At 63.4% G+C, this 21,856-nt stretch carries 20 protein-coding genes and 1 pseudogene; 11 read left to right on the plus strand and 10 right to left on the minus strand.

What is annotated here, in order from left to right; genetic code table 11:
• Positions 1–57 precede the first annotated feature (57 nt).
• On the minus strand, positions 58–1,278 hold the full coding sequence (locus L1K66_RS02735; RefSeq protein WP_252259515.1) for a M20 metallopeptidase family protein: 1,221 nt from the start codon (positions 1,276–1,278) through the stop codon (positions 58–60).
• 192 nt (positions 1,279–1,470) lie between these two features.
• Here L1K66_RS02735 and L1K66_RS02740 point away from each other — a divergent pair, with 192 nt between their 5' ends.
• Together L1K66_RS02740 and L1K66_RS02745 are read left to right on the plus strand one after the other, a co-directional pair.
• A complete protein-coding gene (locus L1K66_RS02740) occupies positions 1,471–2,508 on the plus strand; it encodes a diacylglycerol/lipid kinase family protein (protein ID WP_252259516.1) in 1,038 nt (345 codons plus the stop codon).
• Between the two features lie 16 nt (positions 2,509–2,524).
• The gene (locus L1K66_RS02745) at positions 2,525–3,439 is read left to right on the plus strand and encodes a hypothetical protein (RefSeq protein WP_252259517.1); all 915 of its coding nucleotides are present in this window, start codon (positions 2,525–2,527) and stop codon (positions 3,437–3,439) included.
• Between the two features lie 9 nt (positions 3,440–3,448).
• Here the strand turns inward: L1K66_RS02745 and L1K66_RS02750 are convergent, their stop codons facing one another.
• Complete coding sequence (locus tag L1K66_RS02750) at positions 3,449–3,988, minus strand: DUF2141 domain-containing protein (protein ID WP_252259518.1); 540 nt, start codon at positions 3,986–3,988, stop codon at positions 3,449–3,451.
• Positions 3,989–4,257: 269 nt separating this feature from the next.
• On the opposite strand from L1K66_RS02750, the gene rpe reads away from it, so the two are divergent.
• From rpe to dxs, 7 genes are all read left to right on the plus strand, one after another.
• Entirely contained in the window at positions 4,258–4,920 is a 663-nt protein-coding gene (gene rpe, locus L1K66_RS02755; RefSeq protein ID WP_252259519.1) for a ribulose-phosphate 3-epimerase, read from the plus strand.
• Positions 4,917–6,794 carry a heparinase II/III family protein gene (locus L1K66_RS02760; RefSeq protein WP_407931971.1) on the plus strand — a complete coding sequence of 626 codons (1,878 nt, stop codon included), beginning with the start codon at positions 4,917–4,919 and terminating at the stop codon, positions 6,792–6,794. The genes rpe and L1K66_RS02760 overlap by 4 nt, the downstream gene beginning before the upstream one ends.
• Before the next feature lie 8 nt (positions 6,795–6,802).
• Positions 6,803–8,404, plus strand: coding sequence for a bifunctional phosphoribosylaminoimidazolecarboxamide formyltransferase/IMP cyclohydrolase (gene purH, locus L1K66_RS02765; protein WP_252259520.1), 1,602 nt, complete (start codon positions 6,803–6,805; stop codon positions 8,402–8,404).
• A gap of 163 nt (positions 8,405–8,567) precedes the next feature.
• Positions 8,568–8,759, plus strand: coding sequence for a hypothetical protein (locus L1K66_RS02770; protein WP_252259521.1), 192 nt, complete (start codon positions 8,568–8,570; stop codon positions 8,757–8,759).
• Complete coding sequence (gene msrA / locus L1K66_RS02775) at positions 8,756–9,448, plus strand: peptide-methionine (S)-S-oxide reductase MsrA (RefSeq protein WP_252259522.1); 693 nt, start codon at positions 8,756–8,758, stop codon at positions 9,446–9,448. The genes L1K66_RS02770 and msrA overlap by 4 nt, the downstream gene beginning before the upstream one ends.
• A 50-nt stretch (positions 9,449–9,498) precedes the next feature.
• A complete protein-coding gene (locus tag L1K66_RS02780; RefSeq protein ID WP_252259523.1) occupies positions 9,499–9,966 on the plus strand; it encodes a Fur family transcriptional regulator in 468 nt (155 codons plus the stop codon).
• 102 nt (positions 9,967–10,068) lie between these two features.
• Entirely contained in the window at positions 10,069–12,006 is a 1,938-nt protein-coding gene (gene dxs / locus L1K66_RS02785) for a 1-deoxy-D-xylulose-5-phosphate synthase (protein ID WP_252259524.1), read from the plus strand.
• 29 nt (positions 12,007–12,035) lie between these two features.
• On the opposite strand, the gene L1K66_RS02790 is transcribed toward dxs, so the two are convergent.
• The 6 genes from L1K66_RS02790 to L1K66_RS02815 form a co-directional block, all read right to left on the minus strand.
• Positions 12,036–13,082, minus strand: coding sequence for an MlaA family lipoprotein (locus tag L1K66_RS02790; protein ID WP_252259525.1), 1,047 nt, complete (start codon positions 13,080–13,082; stop codon positions 12,036–12,038).
• A gap of 229 nt (positions 13,083–13,311) precedes the next feature.
• Positions 13,312–13,986: an NnrU family protein gene (locus tag L1K66_RS02795; protein WP_051700445.1), complete on the minus strand. Its 675-nt coding sequence runs from the start codon at positions 13,984–13,986 to the stop codon at positions 13,312–13,314.
• Positions 13,987–14,026: 40 nt separating this feature from the next.
• Positions 14,027–14,524 (minus strand): FKBP-type peptidyl-prolyl cis-trans isomerase, encoded by a 498-nt coding sequence (locus L1K66_RS02800; RefSeq protein WP_330221249.1) that lies wholly within the window; start codon positions 14,522–14,524, stop codon positions 14,027–14,029.
• Positions 14,521–15,834, minus strand: a complete 1,314-nt coding sequence (locus tag L1K66_RS02805; protein ID WP_252259526.1) for an amidohydrolase family protein — start codon at positions 15,832–15,834, stop codon at positions 14,521–14,523. The genes L1K66_RS02800 and L1K66_RS02805 overlap by 4 nt, the downstream gene beginning before the upstream one ends.
• Positions 15,831–17,228 carry an amidohydrolase gene (locus tag L1K66_RS02810; RefSeq protein ID WP_407931996.1) on the minus strand — a complete coding sequence of 466 codons (1,398 nt, stop codon included), beginning with the start codon at positions 17,226–17,228 and terminating at the stop codon, positions 15,831–15,833. The genes L1K66_RS02805 and L1K66_RS02810 overlap by 4 nt, the downstream gene beginning before the upstream one ends.
• Before the next feature lie 128 nt (positions 17,229–17,356).
• On the minus strand, positions 17,357–19,018 hold the full coding sequence (locus L1K66_RS02815; protein ID WP_252259528.1) for a peptide MFS transporter: 1,662 nt from the start codon (positions 19,016–19,018) through the stop codon (positions 17,357–17,359).
• A 177-nt stretch (positions 19,019–19,195) separates the two neighbouring features.
• On the opposite strand from L1K66_RS02815, the gene L1K66_RS02820 reads away from it, so the two are divergent.
• Together L1K66_RS02820 and L1K66_RS02825 are read left to right on the plus strand one after the other, a co-directional pair.
• Complete coding sequence (locus L1K66_RS02820) at positions 19,196–19,534, plus strand: GntR family transcriptional regulator (RefSeq protein WP_034956338.1); 339 nt, start codon at positions 19,196–19,198, stop codon at positions 19,532–19,534.
• A gap of 216 nt (positions 19,535–19,750) precedes the next feature.
• Positions 19,751–20,032, plus strand: a complete 282-nt coding sequence (locus L1K66_RS02825; RefSeq protein ID WP_034956919.1) for an integration host factor subunit beta — start codon at positions 19,751–19,753, stop codon at positions 20,030–20,032.
• A gap of 15 nt (positions 20,033–20,047) precedes the next feature.
• Here the strand turns inward: L1K66_RS02825 and L1K66_RS02830 are convergent, their stop codons facing one another.
• A complete protein-coding gene (locus tag L1K66_RS02830; protein WP_252260572.1) occupies positions 20,048–20,632 on the minus strand; it encodes an NAD-binding protein in 585 nt (194 codons plus the stop codon).
• Positions 20,606–21,856 (minus strand): annotated as a pseudogene (locus L1K66_RS02835) (cation:proton antiporter); the annotation flags it as partial. The gene L1K66_RS02830 and the pseudogene L1K66_RS02835, both read right to left, overlap by 27 nt.

Consider the following 21,856-nt stretch of genomic DNA (forward strand, 5'->3'; position numbering starts at 1 on the left):
AGGCATGTGGGGTCGTGTTCCATTGCCGAGGCCCCCGATAGCCGGTGCTGCCAATCATCACTGTCCAGAGCTATCTGCAAAGCCGTTTTCGATGAATTCGAGCGCGCATCCGGCCAGCATGGCTACGCCGCGCGGCAAAGCGCCTTCATCGACATGCATGCGCGGCGAATGGATTGCGCAGCACTGGCTCCAATTGTTGCCGTCGGGAGCTACACCGAGGAAGAACATCGCTCCCGGCACCTTCTCCAGGATGTAGGAGAAGTCTTCCGCTCCCATGATCGGTGCGGGCAGATCGCGCCATCCCTGCGCTCCGGCAATTTCGCGCGCGACCTTGGCTCCGAGGCGCACCGCGCGTTCGTCGCAGACGGTGACGGGGAAGCCCGGAACGATTTCGCATTCCGCCTCCACCCCAAAACCGAGCGCCGTCTGTGCTGCGGTCTCCCGCAAAAGGGCATGCACCTTTTCCCGGTGCTCGGCCGACAAGGTCCGAATTGTTCCTTGCAGAACGGCATCATCGGGGACCACATTGAAAGTGGTTCCGGCGGCGATGCGGGCCACGGTGATGACGACAGCGCTGGCCGCGTTGAAGCGCCGTGTGACCATCGCCTGGATCGCGCCGATGATGGCGGCGGCGGCGGGGATGGGATCAGCGCAGTCATGCGGCATGGAGGCATGGCCGCCCTTGCCGCGCACGGTGATGGTAAACTGGTCGGCGGCAGCCATCAGCGGCCCGGCGCGCCCGGCGAGCACGCCGAACTGGGCGTTGGGCATGATATGCAGGGCAAAGGCGGCATCCGGCAGTGGATCGATAAGTCCGTCCTCCAGCATGAACCGCGCGCCATGGTGCCCTTCTTCGCCCGGCTGGAACATGAAATCGACCGTGCCGGCCAGCTCCTCGCGCTTTGCCGCCAACAGCCGCGCCGCCCCCGCCAGCATCGCCGTATGCGTATCATGCCCGCAGGCGTGCATCCGCCCCGGAATGGTGGAGGCGAAATCGAGGTCGGTCTTTTCGTCCATCGGCAGCGCATCCATATCGCCGCGCAGCAACACGCGGGGCGATCCCTCGCCGGCCTTGCCGCCTTTCAAGGTCGCCACCGCACCTGTGGTTGAAGGACCCGATTGCCATTCGAGCGGCAAATCGGCCAAAGCTTCGCGCACCTTCGCCATCGTCATCGGGCAGTGGAGGCCCAATTCAGGTTCGGCATGGATCGCACGGCGCAATGCAATGACCTGCGGGGCGAGCTGGCTGGCGGATTGGAGCAGCGATTCTGTCAACATGGGGCGAGATTAGCGTCGATCTGCCGCGAAACCAGTCCGAATGCGCTGCGACGATCCGGCCCCCATCCGGCGCGGCCACCCGTCAGCTAGGCGCTGATTCGGTTGTAACTCCGCAGCGACGCCGCGCGAATATTGCAACTTGAAGTCAACATCGCGGTGGAATTATGCCCGGTGGCAAACTAAAGGATGCTGATGGCGACGCCTATTTACGAATTTGCACAACTGCCGCGGGTGGACGCCCGCGAAGGTGCGGTTTCGCGCTCGCGCCGCCAGCGCGAGCCGGGCGAGGCGCCGCGCGTCGGCGTGATCTATAATCCGCGCAGTCACCGCAATCAGGGTGCAGACTTCGACTGTGGCATCAGTCCGCATGTCCATATTGCGCAACCGGGTGACCGATCGCAGCTTCCCTCGGCGCTGGCCGAACTGGCCGAACGCGAGATCGATCTGCTGGTAATCAATGGCGGCGATGGGACGGTGCGCGATGTGCTTACCTGCGGCGCCGGGATTTTCGGCGATCACTGGCCCGCGATTGCCGTGCTGCCCAAAGGCAAGACCAACGCCCTGACAGTGGATCTCTGTGTTCCTACCGACTGGACGCTGCAGAACGCGATCGACGCGATGGAAAATGGCAACCGCACCATTCGCCGCCCGATAGAGATTTCGCTTGCCGGTGACGATGCAAGCAGCCGGGTGCTGGGCTTCATTCTGGGGGCCGGGGCATTCACCACTGCGACCCAGGCCGGCCAGAGCGCGCACCGGCTGGGCGCCTTCAATTCGATGGCGGTTGCGGTCACGGTCATGTGGGGGTTCCTGCAGTGGCTGTTCGCCTCGCGCGCCAATCCGTGGCGCCGGGGTGCGCGGATGAAGATTGCGCTTGGCAGCGCCGAAGCGCCGATGGAGCACAGCGGGCAGGGCGATCCGGAATGGCGCCAGCTGCTGTTTGCCACCACGCTGGAGAGCCTGCCTGCCGGGATCAGGCCGTTCGGCAATCTTTGCAAGGGGTTGAAGCTGGTCGCGCTCGATCAGATTCCGCGGCGCGCGACGATGATGGTGCCTGCTGTCCTGCGCGGCAAGGTGTCGAAGCGCCAGCGCGAAAACGGTATCCACCAGGTCAGCACGCCGCAATTCACGCTCGATATCGATGACCAGTTCATCTTCGATGGCGAAGCCTTCCCCGCCGGGAAATACCGGATCGCGCAGGGGCCGGAACTTGAATTCGTAACTCCTTGAGGCCAAGGCCCGGCCCATGGCCGAAACCCCAGACCATCACGAAACACTGGCGTCGCGGATCGCGGCGAGCCTTGATGCGCCGATCGACCCCGCCGTGCGTGCCTTCGCCGAGGTGCTCGCAAGCGAACAGGGGGCATTGGCGGTCCTGTTTTACGGCTCGAACCTGCGCACCCGATCGCTTGAAGGGGTGCTTGATTTCTACGTACTTCTGCCCGGTGAGCAGCGCGAGCGCATCTGGCCGCGGGTGAGCTATCACGAAAGGTCGCACGAGGGGCAGACCCTGCGCGCCAAGGTAGCGACAATGGCGCTTTCGACCTTTGTCGAGGCTGCAGCAGGCGAGCTTGCCGACACCACCATCTGGGCGCGCTTCGTGCAGCCCAGCGCTCTGGTTTGGTCTGCGGACGCTGCGGCACGACAACAGGTCGAAGAAGCGATTGCCGCTGCGGCGATGACTGCAGCCCGGCTTGCCGTCGCCATCGGCCCCGTCACCGGGACTGCGGAGGATTACTGGCGGGCGCTGTTTCGCGCGACTTACAAGGCGGAATTCAGGGTCGAAAAGCCGGGGCGTGAGAACGATATTCTCACCGTCAATCAAGGCCATTTCGCCGGGTTACTACCGCTTGCCCTTGCGGCAGCCGGGGTTTCGTTCCGCCGCGAGGGCGAGCGCATCTCGCCCAGCCTCGCCGCGAGTGAGCAGCGCCGCATCCGGACCTGGTGGAAGCGGCGCCAGCGTCTGGGCAAGCCTTTGAATTTCGCCCGTCTGGCAAAGGCCAGCACCACTTTCGAAGGCGCGGCGCGTTACGCTGCGTGGAAGATCGAACGGCACACAGGGATGCCGGTGGAGATCACCCCGTTCAGGGAACGTCACCCGATCCTGTCAGCTCCGAAGGTGCTGTGGGACCTGCGCAAGCATCGCAAGAATCCGCGCTGAAGCGGGATTTCAGCCGAAATACCGCATTGTGACGTTGATGGTTTCGACCCCTTGGCCGACGTTGAAGCGGGTTTTTTCGATCCCCGGACGGCCAAGGTTGAAGATGCTGATCGAAGGATCGTTCGACATCGCGCCGCCATCGGTCCGGATATCAGTCGATCCGTTGCCGTTGACATCGTGGCGCACGGCAATGGCGTAGGGTCCGCTGGACGGGACGGGCATGCACACCGTCATGCGCCCTTCGCGTGCGGGCATTTCGATCCGGTTGAGCCAGCGTCCGCTTTCCAGCCAGTCGGCCTTGGTCCCGTTATAGACTTGCACCCGGACTTTGCCCGATGAATTCTTGACGCCGTTGATCGTCACCCGCACCGCCGGGCCTGCACCGGGCGCGCAGGAGCGCATGTTGTTCGAAATGATGTTGCGATAGTCCCCGGTCGAAGCGGCCTGGGCAAGCGCAGTCTGCATGGGCACGGCGGCGCCAAGCGCAAGGGCTGCAACCGCCATCGCTCCGCTGGCAAAATGTCGCATCTTCGCATTCGAAGTGGTCATGTGTAGCAGTTCCTGAAACCTTTTCCGGGAGCCGTTCTCCGCCCCCAAAATAGAACGGAACAGCTCTTTGATTTAAACCCTTATTGCCGTTTTCGGGCTGAATTGCGGCTGAACTGGCTGGTCAAGGTGCGCTCATCCGATGCCTTGATCGCGCCAAAACCGAGGGTTTCTACGCAAGTCCACGGGGGAAAAGCCAGTGCGCGATGCTTGCTGCGTGATTCGCGCCTGCCGTAAGGCGAAATGCAAACGAAAAGGCGCGTTTGTTAACCATGCCAGCACCCTTGATCTCTCCTTCGATCCTTTCCGCCGACTTCGCGCGGTTGGGCGAGGAAGTGCGCGCTGTCGATGCCGCTGGTGCCGACTGGATCCATATCGACGTTATGGACGGCCATTTCGTGCCCAATCTCACGATTGGCCCCGATGTGGTCAAGGCCTTGCGTCCGCACACCGCCAAGACCTTTGACGTCCACCTGATGATCTCACCGGTTGACCCCTATCTCGAAGCCTTTGCCGAGGCGGGGGCGGACATCATCACCGTCCATCCCGAAGCCGGGCCGCATGTCCACAGGACGCTTCAGGCGATCCGGGCGCTGGGCAAGAAGGCAGGCGCGGTGATCAATCCAGGCACGCCGGTGGAGGTGCTCGACAATCTCATGGATCTTGTAGATCTGGTGCTGGTGATGAGCGTAAACCCGGGTTTTGGCGGGCAAAGCTTCATCCATTCGCAGCTGGAAAAGATCCGCCGCATCCGCGCGATGATCGAGGCGACCGGGCGTGAAATCCATCTCGAAGTGGACGGCGGCGTCAATGCCGAGACAGCGCGGCTGTGTGTCGAAGCGGGTGCGGACGTGCTGGTCGCCGGATCGGCCACCTTCAAGGGCGGTCCGGATTGCTACGCCGCCAATATCGCGGCGCTCAAGGGGGGCGAATGATGGAAACCCTGTTCGGCCATGCCAAGGGGGGTGAAGCCGAGGCGCTGGAATCGAGCGATGATCGTTCGGCTATCGCCTTGGGCGAATCCGAAGAAGTCCTGCGCGATGATAGCGTTCCGGCATTCCCAGCAGAACCGATCGCAACATCCCGCGCTCTTGCGCTGACCGATGTCATCGCACCCCGCACCAAGCCGGGTGAGGCGCTGATCCGGCTGGCCTATCGCATGGGCGTTCCCGGGCATGCATTGGCAGCGCCGTTCCGGCGGCCATCGCCGATCCGGGTGCTGGCCACGGTCAACAGCCCGGTCACTGGTGATCGTGCGGCGGGCATCGCCTTGCGCGCCGGGCACTTCCTTGCACATGGGGTGAAACAGCCGATCGGGCAGCTTGATCTGGAGCCGGGCGCGCGGCTCAGCCCCGGTCTTGAACGGATGGCGCACAGCTTTTCGTGGCTGACCGATCTCGCCGCAAGCGCGCCGCGTGAGGATTGTCTCCCGATTGCCGAGCGGATCACGGCACGCTGGCTTGATGCCAATCCCCACCCCGGCAAGGGCCCTGCGTGGGATGTGGAGAACACCGGCCTGCGGCTGATGGCCTGGCTGGTGCACGCTCCGCTGGTTCTGGCTGGTCAGGACGGAACGCTCAAGCCACGCTTGCTTGAAGCGATCGAGGAAACCGCGCATTGGCTCGATCGCAAGGCGCTGCGCAGCGGCGCGGGGTTGGCACAGGTGGCGGGATGGGTCGCCGTTACCGCTGCGGGCCTGTTGCTGCCCGAAGGCAGGCCGCGTCGCCTGTATGGCGAAGCCGCATTGATCCGCGCGCTGGGCGAACTGGTGGCGGAAGACGGCGGCACGCTGTCGCGTTGTCCGGCGGCGCAAATGGACGCAATCCGCATCCTGACTGATCTGATCGCCTGTTATGAGGCGGTGGATCGCGAAGCGCCCGAAGCCCTCTGGGTCATGCGCGAACTGCTGGTGCCGCCTCTGCTGGCCCTGCGCCATGGCGACGGCGGGCTGGGCAACTGGCAAGGGCAAGGCGCAATCTCGGCCGACCGCGTGGCCGCATTGATCGTCGCATCGGGCATTCGTACCCGTCCGCTCAACGATCCGCAGCATTGGGGCTTTCAACGCCTGCGCGGCGGGCAGACCACGGTGCAGTTCGACGCGGGCCCTCCGCCTCGTGCTCGCCACACTCGTTGTGGCTGCGCCTCGACACTGGCATTCGAGATGTCGGACGGCCCATCGCGCCTGATCGTCAATTGTGGCGGCGCGGCCATGGCAGGCGGGCAGGTGCCTTCGCGCATCGGACAGGCTTTGCGGGCAACAGCGGCGCATTCCACTCTCGTTCTGGATGATGCCAACAGCACCGCCGTCCTGCTCCACGGCAAGCTTGGCCGGGGTGCGGAAACGGTAGAGGTGGAGCGCCGCCTGATCGAACAGAACGGTCGCGAAGCGATGCGGGTTGAAGCCAGCCACGATGGCTATGCCGCGCGGTTCGGCCTGACGCATAATCGCATCCTGACACTGCGCAGCGACGGAACCGAACTGGCTGGCGAGGACATCCTCCTTCCCGCCTCGCGCAAGGGCAAGAGGGGCAAGGTCGGGTTCGCGATCCGGTTCCATCTGGGCCGGGGCGTCGAAGCGCATCTGACCGAGGACAAGCGCGGGGCCAGCCTGCTGACGCCTGACGGTCGCCTGTGGCAATTCCGCCTGCGCGGCGATGCTGCAGCCGATGCCGAGGTCGTGCTCAGCTGCGAGGACAGCCTGTGGGTAGACGGTGACGGACGCCCTCACGCAACCGAACAATTGGTGATAGAGGGGCTGACATCGCGCGGCGGAGGCCAATTCTCCTGGCTCCTCAAGAAAATGGGGTAACACCACAAATGACACAGGCGACAATCAAGCGGGCACTGCTTTCGGTGTCCGACAAGACCGGTTTGGCAGAGCTTGGCGCGGCGCTGGCCGCGCGCGGAGTCGAGCTGGTGAGCACCGGGGGCACGGCGCGCACGCTGCGCGAGGCCGGGCTGGATGTGCGTGACGTGTCCGACCTCACCGGCTTTCCCGAAATGATGGACGGACGGGTCAAGACCCTGCACCCCAAGGTGCACGGCGGCCTGCTGGCTCTGCGCGACAATAATGAACACGTCGCCGCGATGCAGGCGCATGATATCGGCGCGATCGATCTGGTGGTGGTGAACCTGTATCCGTTCGAGGCGACCGTTGCCAAAGGTGCCGACCGCGCCGAAGTGATCGAGAATATCGACATCGGCGGGCCTTCTATGGTGCGATCCGCTGCGAAGAACCACGGGTTCGTCACCATTCTCACCGATCCGGCAGACTATGCCACGCTGGTCGAGGAAATGGACGCGAATGCCGGTGCAACCACCCAGGCGTTCCGCACCCGCATGGCGGGCAAGGCCTATGCCCGCACCGCCGCCTATGACGCTGCCATCGCCAGCTGGTTCGCCTTCTCGCCCGCCGCGAGTGACGAGCCGACGCTGTTTCCCGACACCTTGCCGCTCGCCTTCAAGCGCGCCGACACGCTGCGCTATGGCGAAAACCCGCATCAAGCGGCCGCGATCTACGTTCCGCAAGCGGTTGGCACGGCCGGTGTGCCGCAGGCCCAGCAGCTTCAAGGCAAGGAATTGTCCTACAACAACCTCAACGATGCCGATGCGGCGCTTGAACTGGCGGCGGAGTTTGCCGGGCAGGATCCGGCGGTTGTCATCGTCAAGCACGCCAATCCTTGCGGCGTGGCGCAAGGCGGATCGCTGCTCGACGCGTGGAACGATGCGCTGCAATGCGACAGCGTTTCGGCCTTTGGCGGTATCGTCGCGGTCAACACCGAACTTGATGGCGACACCGCAGAGGCCATCGCCAGCATCTTCACCGAAGTCGTGATCGCCCCCAGCGTCAGTGCCGAGGCGCGCGAAATCTTTGCGAGGAAAAAGAACCTGCGCTTGCTCGAATGCGGCGCGCTGCCCAATGCGCGGCGTCCGGGACTGGCGCTCAAGACGATAGCGGGCGGCGTGCTGATCCAGTCGCGCGACAATGGCGCGGTTGCCGAGGCGGATCTGAAGGTCGTCACCAAGCGTGAGCCGACCGAGCAGGAGCTGAAGGACTGCCTGTTCGCATGGACCGTCGCCCGCCACGTCAAATCGAACGCGATCGTCTACGCCAAGGACGGAGCGACCGCGGGGATTGGCGCAGGCCAGATGAACCGCCGCGATTCCGCGCGCATCGCTGCGATCAAGGCGCGCGAGGCGGCTGAAACCTATGGCTGGGATGTGCCCCGGACACAGGGCAGCGCGGTTGCATCGGATGCGTTCTTCCCCTTTGCCGACGGCCTGATCGCCGCAGCCGAGGCGGGCGCTACCGCGGTGATCCAGCCGGGCGGCTCGATCCGCGATGACGAAGTGATCGCCGCAGCGGACGAGGCTGGCCTTGCGATGGTGTTCACGGGGATGCGCCACTTCCGGCATTGATCGCGCGGCCTGACCCGCTCTCGCGCATCTTTTGGCGCCGGTGGACGTAACTGAATCGGTAAAAGTAACGAACTGTCGCAAGACAGGGCTGTTCATTGTGGCGCAATCGCGCCGCTTTTAACCGCCGTTGCAGCCCCGAAGAAATCACCGCCGCGAGAGCGCCATGAACCTTTTGTCCTCTGACCTGTTTCGCAATTTCGGCATCGGCTTTGTCGCCGGCTCGCTCATCGTAGCGGTGGCCACAATCGACCAGTGGGGCGGCAATATCGAAACGCCCGCCCGTGCGGCCCAGCCGCTTGAGGCGCCGCAGCCGTCGCCCGAATTCCAGATCGCACCCCTTGAGGTGGCGCAATGAAGTTGGCCCTTCCCTTCGCCGCAGCGGCGCTGGCTGCCGCGGGCTTCGCATTCACCTCGCTGCCCTCGCCCGCGCTGGCGCTGGAAAAGCCGGTCAATGCTCCGGCTGCGCAGCGCACCGCAAGGGAGGGCGCCGGGTTGAAGACGGCGATTTTCGCCGGCGGTTGTTTCTGGGGCGTCGAAGGCGTGTTCAGCCATGTGAAGGGTGTGAAGTCCGCCGTATCGGGATATCACGGCGGCTCTGCCGCGACCGCCAGCTACAACCGCATCATCGCCGGCGGAACGGCCCATGCGGAATCGGTGCAAATGACATACGATCCTTACGTCATCCGCTATGACGAACTGCTGCGCATTTTCTTTTCGGTGGTTGCCGACCCGACCCTGCGCAACCGTCAGGGGCCGGATGTAGGCACCCATTACCGCAGCGCGATTATCCCAACCAGCGCCGAACAGCGCGCCGTGGCCGAAGCCTATCTGGCACAGATGGAGCGTTCAGGCATCTGGGATAAACCGATAGTGACCCGGATCGAGGCGCAGCGCACTTTCTATCCGGCGGAGCGCTATCATCAGGATTTCATGGCCAAAAATCCGAGCCACGGGTACATCCTGCGCTGGGACAAGCCCAAGGTTGACGCGCTGAAAGTCATGTTCCCGGCAGACTTCCGGCCCGAGTTTCTGCGCGACGGCTGAGCGGGCCTGAGCGTCTGGCGTTCCGCGCCACTGCCGCTTATATTGGCCGCATGGCGACACATCATCATCACGCTCATGAAGAGCACAGCGGAGCCGAACTGATCGCTGCGGCGCGCGACGCACTGATTGCCTCCGGCGAACAATGGACGAGCATGCGCGAGGCGGTGTTTGCCGAACTGGCAAAGCACGAACGGCCGGTTTCGGCCTATGACATCGCCGATAATCTTTCCGCCCAGCGCGGCAAGCGCGTCGCGCCCAACAGCATCTACCGTATCCTAGACCTGTTCGTGGCGAACAATCTTTCGATGCGGGTCGAAAGCGCGAATGCCTATCTCGCCAATTCGCACCCTGGTTGCGAACATGACTGCATATTCCTCGTCTGTGACGAATGCGGCGAAGCCAAGCATGTCGATGACGAAACCGTCAGCAAGACGATCCGGGCGCTTGCCGCTTCCAAGGGGTTCAAGCCTGAACGCCCGGTGCTGGAAATTCGCGGTCTCTGCGAAACCTGCGCCTGACGCGACTTCCCCTCCATTATTCCAATCCATTCCGAGAGCCGCGTTTCGGCGCGGTTCAAGGGTTTATCGACACTGCCTTCGCAAAGGTGTAGGCCTGACATTATGAATCGACCGCCTGAAACTCCATTGCTCGATCAGGTCCCGACACCTGAAGAGCTCCGCAAGCTGAAACCGGAACAGCTGCGCCAATTGTCCGACGAACTGCGCGCCGAAATGCTCGACGCGGTCAGCACCTCTGGCGGCCACCTTGGCTCCGGCCTTGGCGTCGTCGAGTTGACGGTTGCGATCCACTATGTCTTCAACACGCCGGACGACAAGCTGGTGTGGGACGTGGGCCACCAATGCTACCCGCACAAGATCATCACCGGACGTCGTGATCGTATCCGCACGCTGCGCCAGGGCGGGGGCCTTTCGGGCTTCACCAAGCGTGCTGAAAGCGAATACGATCCGTTCGGTGCGGCGCACTCGTCCACTTCGATCTCGGCTGCGCTCGGCTTTGCCATAGCCAACAAGCTGAACAACAAGCCCGGTCGCGGGATCGCCGTGATCGGCGACGGCGCGATGAGCGCCGGCATGGCCTATGAAGCGATGAACAATGCGGCGGCTGCCGGTAATCGCCTCGTCGTGATCCTGAACGATAACGATATGTCGATTGCTCCGCCGGTGGGCGGGCTGTCCGCCTATCTCGCCCGGATGGTGTCCTCCAGCGAATATCTTGGCCTGCGCAGCCTCGCTTCGCGTGCGGTCAAGAAAATGAGCCGCCGCATGCACGAAGGGCTGCGCCGGGCCGAGGAATATTCGCGCGGCATGGTGACGGGCGGAACCCTGTTCGAGGAACTCGGCTTCTACTACGTCGGGCCGATCGACGGGCACAATCTCGATCACCTTATCCCGGTGCTTGAGAATGTGCGCGACACTTCCGAAGGGCCGGTGCTGATCCACGTTGTCACGACCAAGGGCAAGGGCTACAAGTTCGCCGAGGAAAGCGCCGACAAATATCACGGCGTGCCCAAATTTGACGTGATCACCGGCGAAAAGAAGAAGAGCGCCGACGGTCCGCCCGCCTATCAGAACGTGTTTGGCGACACTCTGGCCGATCTGGCAGACACCGACAGCCGCATTTGCGCGATCACGGCGGCCATGCCGTCTGGCACGGGCGTTGATCGCTTTGCCAAGCGCCACCCGGATCGCAGCTTCGACGTCGGCATCGCCGAGCAGCACGGGGTAACCTTTGCCGCCGGACTTGCGGCGCAAGGCATGCGACCGTTCGCCGCGATCTATTCGACTTTCCTGCAGCGCGCCTACGATCAGGTCGTGCACGATGTCGCGATTCAGAACCTGCCGGTCCGTTTCGCGATTGACCGTGCCGGATTGGTCGGTGCGGACGGCTGCACCCATGCCGGATCGTTCGACATCACCTATCTGGCGACGCTGCCCAACATGGTAGTGATGGCCGCCGCTGATGAAGCGGAACTGGTCCACATGACCTACACCGCAGCCGAATATGACGAAGGCCCGATCGCCTTCCGCTATCCGCGCGGCAACGGCGTCGGCGTGCCGCTGCCCGAAGTCCCGCAAAAGCTCGAAATCGGCAAAGGCCGCATCGTGCGCGAGGGTAGCAAGGTGGCGATCCTTTCGCTGGGCGCGCGGCTTGAGGAAGCGAAGAAGGCTGCCGACACGCTGGAAGCCAAGGGCCTGTCAACAACCGTTGCCGACCTGCGCTTTGCCAAGCCGCTCGACACCGACATGATCGCGCGCCTGATGCGCACGCATGATGTCGTGGTGACAGTCGAAGAAGGCGCCATCGGCGGTCTTGGCGCGCATGTGCTGACCTTCGCCACCGACGAAGGCCTGACCGACAACGGCCTGAAGGTGCGCACCATGCGCCTGCCCGACGTGTTCCAGGATCAGGATTCACCGGAAAAGCAGTATGAAGAGGCTGGTCTTACGGCCCCTCATATCGTCGAGACGGTGCTGAAGGCGCTCAAACACAATTCAACCGGTGTCGACACCGACGGGGTTGAAGAAGCACGAGCCTGACACGCGCTCGCGGCATATGCCAGCACGCCTCAGCGCGAAGTTGGCTGGGTGATCGTGATGTCCGTAACGGTGGTGCCGACCGTGTCCTCGTATGAAATCGAGGGCGCGGGCACCTGCGCATCGGCATCATCGTTGAGAAGATCGTCAGTCCCTTCGATCTCGCGCAGGATCGTTGGTGGCTCGGGCGGTTCTTCTCCTCTGAGCAAGGCAATCTCCCGCTCGCGCCGGTAAAGATAGGTGTCGCGCCGTGCGGCATAGGGATCAACCGTCTCCCCGATCCGTTCCAGCTCGGCATCGACTTCGAGCCGGGTATCGAGATTGCTGATGACGAAATAGGGCGCGGCATAGGCGGGCGTGTTGAACGGCCGCCCAACTGCCACCGGCAGCACGAATTGATCGAGCGTGTCCCCGAACAGGTCGCGCACGCTCGTCGCGCCCGCGATCGGCAAATAGAGATAGGCGCCGCTGTCGACCCCGTAGTAGCCGAGCGTGTTGGCAAAGCCGTTGCGGCGATAGGGCAGCCCGATGCCGGGTTTCTCTGCAACGTCGATCAAACCGCCCAGCCCGAGCGTGGAATTGATCGCGAAGCGGCCGAGCGTCTCGAAGGCCTTGCCCACTTTCAATTGCAGCAGGAAGTTCAGGAAATTCGCCGGCTCACGAAGGTTGCGCACGACATTGCCGAGCCCGTCCCGCAAGGGATCGGGCAGACCGTCGCGGTAGGCATAGGCTACCGGCTCGACAAAGGTCTGATCGAGATTCTGGGTGAGCCGATAGCTGGTTTCGTTGAAGGCCCCGATCGGGTCTGCATCGACGGGCCCATATTCGCCTTGGACAACGATTTCGTTCTCGGCCTCGGTTGCCGGCTCCCCGGTCCCCGGTTGATCTTCGGGCGGGGTTGACCCGCTGTCCTGCGCAAGTGCCAGCGACCAGCCGATCGGCAAAACCTCCGCCTCGCTACCCGGCAGGCTTCGCACCACAGCCACGGTAGTTGGCACAAGAGCGGCTTCAGACGCGGCCAATGGCGCATTTCCCAGCAACATGGGCGATGTCATCAGCAACAATGATGCATTCGGCATTGCCCATCTCCTGCCAGCGAAGGCGTGTCCCGATTTCATCGCCACCGGTGCGAGCCGTTTTCGGTCACATAGGAACGCAAGCGGCCCAATCAGTGATCCATGCGCCCATGCGTGTCATATTCCTGTTGGATAGCGCCGTGCGATGAACAGAAATTGACCGGTGCTCGCAGTATTCGCTCTGCCATGCATCGCGGTTACAATTGCGCTCTGCCGCAAACGTCCGGCTTGCTCAAAACCAGCGCCAGATCCCGGCGGGAATTCCGCCTAGCGGCATGTGCAGCCAGCTGAAGAAGATGAACAGGATCAGCCCGACCGCCCAGGGCATGGCCCCCACACCGGGCAACGCCCCCCATCGCGGCCAGTAGCTCGTCCGGCTTTCCCAGACCTGCCAGGCGTCGCCCATCAGCGCTTCCTTCTTGCGATCCTGCAGCCTTGCCCCGACCAGTGCGAGAATACCCATGGCCAGCGCGGTCACCGTGGTGCGCAGGCTCCAGAACAACACGATGTGCGAAAGCGCCCACAGGCCGATGCCCCACATCATCGGATGGCGGGTGACCTTGAACACGCCTTTGGGTTCGGCGCGGGCCTGATCCTCCGCCTGAGGCGTGGGCAGGGCCGGGTTGCCCATCAGCGAGCCTGCCAACAGAACCAGCGCCGGAAGTGTCAGAATGGTGGCAATGATCCATCCGATGTCGCCGCTGCCTTGCAAATCGGCGGGCGGAGCGGCCTTGAAGGCGAAATAGACCCAGCCCAGCGTCGCAAAGCTGACCAGCGAATAGACGATCTGGAACAGCATCGGTCCAAGCGCCTTTACCATCGGCGCGCGAAGCGGATGCGACATGGCGAAATGTGTGCCGACGAAGGCAATATTGGCCGCGATTAGTGCGATGATCGTCCCGTGCATGGCTCACCTCATCCCTTTGATGCCGAGCATGGACCAATCGCTATCGCCCGGCAATATCCAGCAATTGCACCTTGAACAGCAGTGTTGCCCCGCCTGGTATCGTCCTGCGCCCCCTTGGCCCATAGGCAAGGCTGGCAGGAGCGGCGATCTCGATCGTCTCACCGACCGCCATCTGCGGGATTGCCAGCTTCCACGCCGGGATCAGTCCGCTCAGCGGGAATGTCGCGGGCGTTCCCCGGTCGAACGAACTGTCGAATGTCGTGCCGTCGATGAAGGTGCCGGCATAATGCACCGTTACCGTGTCCTCGACAGTCGGCTTCGCACCCGTTCCGCGATATTCGACATAGCGCCAGCGCAGGCCGCCATCCATCGTGTACCAGCCATCGCTCGCCATCAGGCCCGACAGATAGGCCTGCTGGGCGTTGTGATAGGCCAGTTCGGCAGCTTCGGCATCTGGATCGGCCTGCTCTTCGGCCAGAACCGGCGAAGCGCAAGCAAGTCCCAGCGCCAGCGCCGGGAGCGTCAATACTCCCCTCACCAGTCGTAGGCCTTTGGCAGGTCGCTTTCGTCGAGGTCGAGATAGCGTTGGCGCAACCGGCTCTGGTGGTTTTCAAGCGATTGCTCGACGCCGCCGATGAAGACCTTTGTCGGCACCGAACGAACCTCCAGCGGATCGCCATCCCACATCACCACATCGCCCAGCGCGCCGGGCTTCAGCACGCCTGCCGTGCCATCATAGCCGTTGATTGCCGCCGGGATCGAGCTGATCGCGGCGAAAGCCTGACCCCAGCTGAGGCCCGCTGCGCCCGGGATCTTGCCCAGCGCGACGAGGTTGCCGGCGGCCTGCGGCATGTTGCGCGGATTGGTGCCGGAACTGGCGCTGATCGCGACCTTCACCCCGGCGCGCATCATGCGGCCGATATTGCTCTGGGTTGCGGCCAGAACCTCGAAGGTTTCAGGCAGGTCGTCGAGCGCGTCGGCGATCACCGGAACACCCGCAGCGGCGATAGCATCCGCCACCAGCCAGCCTTCACCCGCGCCCACCAGCACCATGTCTAGCCGTGGGAATTCACCCTTGAGCGCAAGCGCAGCGCGAATGTCCGCAGCCCGGTCAACCGCGACATACAGCTTTTGCGTCCCGTTCAGCACGGGGATCAGCGCCTCTGCATCGAACCGGCCGAGGAACAGATCGTCATCCTTGGCGATCTCGGAAATCTGGGGCGTGCCGGTCGAGCCGCGCAAACCCTGCGCTTCCTTGAGCGCGTTGCGGAACAGGACGAAGGCCGAAGCGCGGCTGCCGCCCGAAAGGCTCGCCCCGCGTTCGCCCAGCGCGACCATCTGGAACGCGCGCGATTTCATGATCGGGTTGGCATCACCATCCAGATCGATGATCGCGCCATGCCCGCCAAAGATCGAGCCCGAAGGCATGGTGGTGGTCGCCGCGCGGGTAATCCCTCCTGCCCGGCTGACAAGGATGTGCTGCGAGGTCGGGTTGACGATCGGCGCCACGTCCAGAGCCGCGCTGAACGGTGCGCCGCCCGCGCTGATATCGTTGGATTCGCTCACCGCGCCGACATCCGACAGGCCGAGCGTGGTGACGGCGGCAAACAGGCCGGGCGTGACCCAGGCATCATTCGCGTCGATCACCTGATCGGTATCAATGGTCCGCCCGTCGGGTGCTCCGGCGTAGGCAACCTTGCCGCCTTCGACGATGACGACGCCGTCCCTGATCGGTTCGCTGCCGTCACCGATTGCGACGGTCGCGTTGACGATCACGAAGTCCTGAGCCGCAGCGGGCGTGGCGGCAAGAGCGATGGCCGAAGCGGCAAGTGCGAGGAAGTGCTTCATTTCACGTCTCCTTCACCGGGCTGGCCAAGCTCGAAATCGGTCACCGGCCGGCGGCTGCGGTCCATCGCGTTGAACATCAGCGCGCCGTCGATCCAGACGCGTTCGGGGCGGGAGTAGACGCTCAGCGGATTGCCGTTCCACAGCACCACATCGGCCATCTTGCCCGGCTCGAGGCTGCCCGTCATTGAATCGATGCCCATCGCCTTGGCGGCGTTGAGGGTGATCCAGCTGATGACGGTGGCATCGCTGATGTCGATCCCCACACGCCGACCGGCGGCCTGTGCCTTGGCGGCTTCCTGATTGAGCCGCTGGATGTCGTTTTCGCTGTCCGAATGGATCACCACGCAGGCGCCTTCGCGCTGCAGGAAGGCGGCGTTTTCGAGGATGCCGTCATAGCTTTCCATCTTGAAGCCGTACCAGTCGGCCCAGATCGCGCTGCACACGTCGTTTTCGCGCAGCAGGTCGCCGATCTTGTAGGCTTCGACAGCATGATGGAAGGCGGTGACGCGGTATCCCATCTCCTTGGCCATATCCATCACCAGCGCCATTTCGTCAGCGCGATAGCAGTGATTGTGGACGAGGATTTCGCCCTTGAGCACGCCCACCAGCGTTTCCTTGGCGAGATCGCGATCCGCCTTGTCGTTGTTGGCGTAATCGATCGCGTCGAGCCAGGTCTGGCGGTTGACCGCGAAATTGCCCATGCGGGTCGAAGGCATGCGGCCACGGTTGCCATAAACCCGCTTGGGGTTTTCGCCGCAGGCCATCTTGAAGCCATAGGGCGCACCGGGGAACTTCATCCCCTGCACGGTGCGCGCGGGCACATTCTTCAATGTGACCGAGCGGCCGCCCATGAGGTTCGCCGAGCCGGGCAGGATCTGCAAGCTCGTGATCCCGCCATTGGCGAGCGCGCGGGTGAAGCCGGGGTCTTGCGGCCAGACCGAATGTTCGGCCCAGACTTCGGGTGTGGTCGGGCTGGTCGCCTCATTCCCGTCTGAATGCGCATCGACCGAAGGGGTCGGGTAATCGCCGAGGTGGGAGTGGATGTCGATAATGCCCGGCGTCACGAATTTGCCGGTGCCGTCGATCACGTCATAGCCATCGGTTGAAAGGTCGCTGCCACCCACGGCGACAACCTTGCCATCGCGGAACAGTACGGTGCCGCCTTCGATCATGCCACCCGCGCCGTCATAGATGGTTGCCCCTACAAGCGCGGTCGGTCGACCGGGGTAGGGGCGATAGGTCGAAGGAAATGGCCCTTCGGCTTCGGTCTTGGCCGCAAAGCGCGGGGCTTCGTCATCGTCCCCCGAAGCGGCAGATGCGCTCGCAGAGCCGGTGGTTGCGCAAGCAGCCAGCGCCATCGCCCCTGCGAGCGTCGCCAGTGCCGCGCCATTCATTTTGCCGTGAAGCCATTTACGCCCGATGCGTGCCATTGCCGGTTCCCTGATTGCCCGAGAAAGATGCTTTCTTGACGGGCAATCAGGGTGTTGTCCAGCTTTGTGGACGCGGGCCTCGCGAAGCGGGGTTACTCCGCCGGACGGGTAGCCGGGCGCACGCCCGCTGCCTGCGGTTCGCCGACTTCGCTCTGGCCGAGGAGATCGTCGTCCACAGTGTCATCCTTGAGACTGTCGAGGTGCATCAGCTTCTTGATCAGCGGGCTGACGACCATCACGGCAATGCCGATGCCGACTGCATAGAGGCCGACGGTCCAGTAGACGTCGAGAACCACCTGCTTGCCCGCTTCCTCGCCCACGCCTTCAGCGCCGGTTGCCGAGGCGATCAGGCCGGCGGCAAAGTTACCCGCCGCCGAAGCGAAGAACCACGTGCCCATGATCAGCGATGCCATGTGGCCGGGGCTCAGGCGGTTCATCGCCGAAAGGCCGACCGGCGACAGGCACAGCTCGCCCGTGGTGTGCAGCAGGTAGATCAGGAAGATGAAGGCGACCGGAACGGCGACTTCGATCCCGACGCTTTCCGCGCCCCACACCAGAACCATGAAGCCGAGCCCGACCTGAATGACGGCTAGGCCGAACTTCATCGGGGTCGACGGTTCAAGCCCGCGACTGCCGAGGCCCTGCCAGATCATCGCGAAGACCGGTGCGAGCAGCACGATGTAGATCGCGTTGATCGACTGGAACATCGACGCGTTCACGCCCTGCGTGTCGACATGCTTTTCGGTGAAGACGTTAAGCGACGAACCGGCCTGTTCGAACAGCGCCCAGAACACGATCGAGACGAGGATGAGGAACATCGCCGCAAAGATGCGGTCGCGCTCCTCCGCCGCGAGCTTGGTCACTGCGGTGAACAGGACGTAAGCGACCAAACCGCCGCCGAACACGCCAAGAACGGTTCCGACCAGCTCCTGATACTGGATCGCGGCCCAGCAGATCGCGACCATGCCAAGGCCGGCGCCATAGATGCCCCATTCCTTGCCACCGGCAATCGCCTGCGGGTCCTTGGGCTCGCCCTTGCCGAGCAGCAGCGGCTTGCCGATCACGAAGAAGATCAGGCCCAGCAGCATGCCGAAACCGGCGAGGCCGAAGCCGTATTCCCAACCATAGGTCTGGCCGAGATAGCCGCAGATGATCGACGCTGTCGCGGCGCCGACGTTAATCCCCATGTAGAAGATGGTGTAGGCCGGATCGCGGCGCACGTCGGTGCGTGAATACAGCTGTCCCACGATCACCGAGATGTTCGCCTTGAGGAAGCCCGAGCCGACGATGATCAGAGCGAGCGCCAGCCAGAAGACGTTGATCATCGGGTCGGATTGTCCGCCGCTGCCTTCGAAAGCCATGAAGAAGTGGCCGAACGTCAGCAAAACCGCACCGAACAACACCGCCTTGCGCTGGCCGATGTAACGGTCTGCGAGATAGCCGCCGACAACCGGCGCGATGTAAACGAGCGCGGTGTAGGCGCCGTAGATGACGTAAGCCTTCGATTCCTCGAACAGCCAGTGCTGGATCAGGTAGAAAATGAGGAGTGCGCGCATCCCGTAGTAGGAAAAGCGCTCCCACATTTCCGCCATGAACAGCAGGAACAGCCCCTTGGGGTGTCCGATCACCTCGGCCTGAGGGCGGGTGATCAGCACCACGCCGCCAATAAGAAACGCCGCGAGTGCAATCGCGGCAATGCGGAAAGTCCACATTTCGAACGTGCTGTCGAATGTGAAGAAAAGACCTTCGACCATTGTTTTGTAATATCCCCGATAGCGCCCGATATCCTCCGGGCCGCAATGCCCGGCACACTAACGCCCATTTGCGCCGTGTGAAGCTTTTGTTTCGGAAGCGCGCAGGAGAGAAGGCAAGGGGCGGGAACTTGACGCGCATCGCTGTATTATGGCACTGACGCACTTAGCGAGGATGCCATGAGTCAAAGCCGACCTGTTTACCTGAAGCTGCGCGACCAGATCGCCGCTGCCATCATCGAAGGCCTCTATCCCGAAGGGGAAATGCTGCCTTCCGTCCGCGCGCTCGCTGCGGAGCAGGGGGCGAACCCGCTGACCGTGGCCAAGGCTTACCAGCAATTCCAGAATGACGGCCTTGTCGAAGTGCAGCGCGGCGTCGGCATGTATGTCGTCAAGGGTGCGGCGGAATTGCTGCGCAAGCGTGAACGCGAACTCTTCCTCCAGCATGAATGGCCCGAAATCCGTTCGCGCATGGCGCGGCTGGGGCTGAAGCCGGCCGATCTGGTCGAGCAGGGCTGAACGCAACCCTTCCCGCACGCGTTCAGTCGCGCGGTGGAGATGGTGCATTTCCGGTAAAGATATTTTGCCGCCGTCCTTGCGAGGGCCGTGCGATTCTGGCACTTAGGCACTGTGAGTACTGCCTTTCGGGTCCGGGCAGTTGTGAGGATGGCAGGCCAAGGTCTGCAGCGGTGTCGAAGCGAACACAGGGATCGCAGAAACCACCCGGAGGGCAACATGATTAGATCCGAATTGCTGCAGGAACTGCACAAGGACAACCCCGAACTCCGCGCTGAGGAAATCGAGCAGGTTGTCGATATCTTCTTCGACGAGATTACCGAGCGTCTGGCCGAAGGTGGCCGGGTGGAACTGCGCGGTTTCGGTGCTTTCTCGACCCGCGAGCGCGAAGCGCGCACCGGGCGCAATCCGCGCACCGGGGAAGCGGTGCCGGTTCCGGCCAAGCGCGTCCCCTATTTCAAGGCGGGCAAGGAAATCCGCAAGCGCCTCAACGACGACTGAGGCGGCCCGCGCCGCTCAGGCAAATTCCAGCGCGCGGTCCTCTTCGGTCAGTTCATTGACCGACAGCTTGCGTTCGCGCCCCAGCGCCTGAAAAACCATTTCGATGATCTGTTCCTCCCCGCGCGGCGCCTTGACGTCGACGGGGAGCATTCCGAGTTCGGCGAATTCGTCCAGCCCGTCCGGCCCCGGAAGGGCGATCACCCGTGCAATGCCGGGCAGGCGTTCCTGCACCAGCGGCGTCAGTTCGCGCGATACCCCGACATTGTTCGTCGCGATCACCACCACTTCGCGCTTGCCCATGCCCATCGCGTCCCAGCTGCGGGGATCGGCCGGATTGGCCTGATGCACGTGATAGCCGTCTGCCACCGCGATCTCGAAGCGTTCCGGGTTGGGCTCCACTGCCAGATAGCCGATGTCGTTGTAGGACAGCGCATCGGCCACCGCGCGGCCCGCCGGGCCCAGCCCGATGATCACCACCGGCGCATCGTCTCCGGCCAGCTTCTTGTCCGGAGGCCCGGCGCGCAGCTTTCCAGCGAGCTTCCGCCCGACATTGGATATTGCCGGAGTGACCGCCAGGCTGATCGCGATTGCTGTCACCATGATCGAGATCAGTCGCGGTTCGACCAGCCCCGCGACTGCCGGGAGCGCGAAAATCACCAGCGCGAATTCACTGCCCTGTCCCAGCAGAAAGCCAAGCTGGATCGATCCCGGCACCGACCAGCGGTTGGCCAACCCGGCGATCACGTTGAACAGGCATTTCAGCGAGATCATGCCGACCGCCGCAAGGATCACCCACAGCCAGTTTTCGGCCAGCAATCCCGGATCGATCGAAAGACCGACCGAGATGAAGAAGAAGCTCAGGAACAGCCCGCGAAACGCGTCGATTTCCGTCTGTACCATGATGCGATAGCGTGAATCCGCCACCGCCATCCCGCCGAGGAAGGCACCCAGGGTGAGCGAAAGCCCGGCCATACTGGTCGCCCATCCCGCTGCCAGCGCGATGAACAGCGCGGTTGCGGTTTAGACCTCGCTTGAGCCGACCCGCGCGATCAGGCGGAACAGCCTCCCGGTGAGATACCGCCCGAACAGCACCGCGATCCCGAATGCCGCCAGCGCCTTCAATCCGGCAATGCCGAGCGCAGGCGCGAGCGCGCCGCCGCTGCCCAGCGATCCCGCCGCCACCAGCAGCAGGATCGCGGCGATATCCTGAAAGATCAGGATCGACTGCGCCGCGCGCCCTACCGGGCAGTCTTCCTGATCGCGTTCCCGCACCAGGCCGATCACCACCGCCGTCGATGACAGGCCGAGCGCGAACCCGCCGATGATCGCAAATTCGCTCGGAAGGCCGAAAAGCAGGAACAGTGCGGTAAATCCGCCGCCTGCAACCACCATCTGCAGGGTTCCGAAGCCGAAGATGTTTGCGGCCTCTGCCTTGATGCGCCCCAGCGAAAAATGCAGGCCGAGATTGAACAACAGGAACATCACGCCCGCTTCAGCCAGCGTTGCCACCACCGGCCCGCTGAAATCGTCGGCAAGGCCAAGGGCGGCCAGACCCAGCCCCAGAACGAGATAACCGACAATCGGGCTGAGCCTGCACGCGCGCGACACCAAAGCCGCGCCGATGCCCAGACCCAGCAGGGTGATCGCGGGCTGGATCGTTTCGAGTATCTGAGAGCTCTCGCCTGCCATGAATTTCCCACCCTGCCGGTTGCCCTTGCAGGACATGGGCCACGCGCCATGATCGTGCAAGACAAAGGGTGACGGCTCAGATCGTGTTGCTCCGCAAGCCGCCTTTCGGCTAACGCGCGGGGGAGGGACGGCCAT

The sequence above is a fragment of the Erythrobacter aurantius genome, assembly GCF_023823125.1.
Taxonomy (GTDB): domain Bacteria; phylum Pseudomonadota; class Alphaproteobacteria; order Sphingomonadales; family Sphingomonadaceae; genus Erythrobacter; species Erythrobacter aurantius.

Bases quoted from the DNA above. Each gene is read 5' to 3' on its own strand.
- L1K66_RS02795 (WP_051700445.1), bottom strand. From the start codon at position 13,986: ATGCACGGGACGATCATCGCACTAATCGCGGCCAATATTGCCTTCGTC.
- L1K66_RS02790 (WP_252259525.1), bottom strand. From the start codon at position 13,082: ATGCCGAATGCATCATTGTTGCTGATGACATCGCCCATGTTGCTGGGA.
- L1K66_RS02805 (WP_252259526.1), bottom strand. From the start codon at position 15,834: ATGAAGCACTTCCTCGCACTTGCCGCTTCGGCCATCGCTCTTGCCGCC.
- L1K66_RS02815 (WP_252259528.1), bottom strand. From the start codon at position 19,018: ATGGTCGAAGGTCTTTTCTTCACATTCGACAGCACGTTCGAAATGTGG.
- L1K66_RS02780 (WP_252259523.1), top strand. From the start codon at position 9,499: ATGGCGACACATCATCATCACGCTCATGAAGAGCACAGCGGAGCCGAA.
- msrA (WP_252259522.1), top strand. From the start codon at position 8,756: ATGAAGTTGGCCCTTCCCTTCGCCGCAGCGGCGCTGGCTGCCGCGGGC.
- L1K66_RS02750 (WP_252259518.1), bottom strand. From the start codon at position 3,988: ATGACCACTTCGAATGCGAAGATGCGACATTTTGCCAGCGGAGCGATG.
- L1K66_RS02770 (WP_252259521.1), top strand. From the start codon at position 8,568: ATGAACCTTTTGTCCTCTGACCTGTTTCGCAATTTCGGCATCGGCTTT.
- purH (WP_252259520.1), top strand. From the start codon at position 6,803: ATGACACAGGCGACAATCAAGCGGGCACTGCTTTCGGTGTCCGACAAG.
- L1K66_RS02825 (WP_034956919.1), top strand. From the start codon at position 19,751: ATGATTAGATCCGAATTGCTGCAGGAACTGCACAAGGACAACCCCGAA.
- L1K66_RS02745 (WP_252259517.1), top strand. From the start codon at position 2,525: ATGGCCGAAACCCCAGACCATCACGAAACACTGGCGTCGCGGATCGCG.
- L1K66_RS02820 (WP_034956338.1), top strand. From the start codon at position 19,196: ATGAGTCAAAGCCGACCTGTTTACCTGAAGCTGCGCGACCAGATCGCC.
- L1K66_RS02830 (WP_252260572.1), bottom strand. From the start codon at position 20,632: ATGGTGACAGCAATCGCGATCAGCCTGGCGGTCACTCCGGCAATATCC.
- L1K66_RS02740 (WP_252259516.1), top strand. From the start codon at position 1,471: ATGGCGACGCCTATTTACGAATTTGCACAACTGCCGCGGGTGGACGCC.
- L1K66_RS02735 (WP_252259515.1), bottom strand. From the start codon at position 1,278: ATGTTGACAGAATCGCTGCTCCAATCCGCCAGCCAGCTCGCCCCGCAG.
- L1K66_RS02810 (WP_407931996.1), bottom strand. From the start codon at position 17,228: ATGAATGGCGCGGCACTGGCGACGCTCGCAGGGGCGATGGCGCTGGCT.
- rpe (WP_252259519.1), top strand. From the start codon at position 4,258: ATGCCAGCACCCTTGATCTCTCCTTCGATCCTTTCCGCCGACTTCGCG.
- dxs (WP_252259524.1), top strand. From the start codon at position 10,069: ATGAATCGACCGCCTGAAACTCCATTGCTCGATCAGGTCCCGACACCT.
- L1K66_RS02760 (WP_407931971.1), top strand. From the start codon at position 4,917: ATGATGGAAACCCTGTTCGGCCATGCCAAGGGGGGTGAAGCCGAGGCG.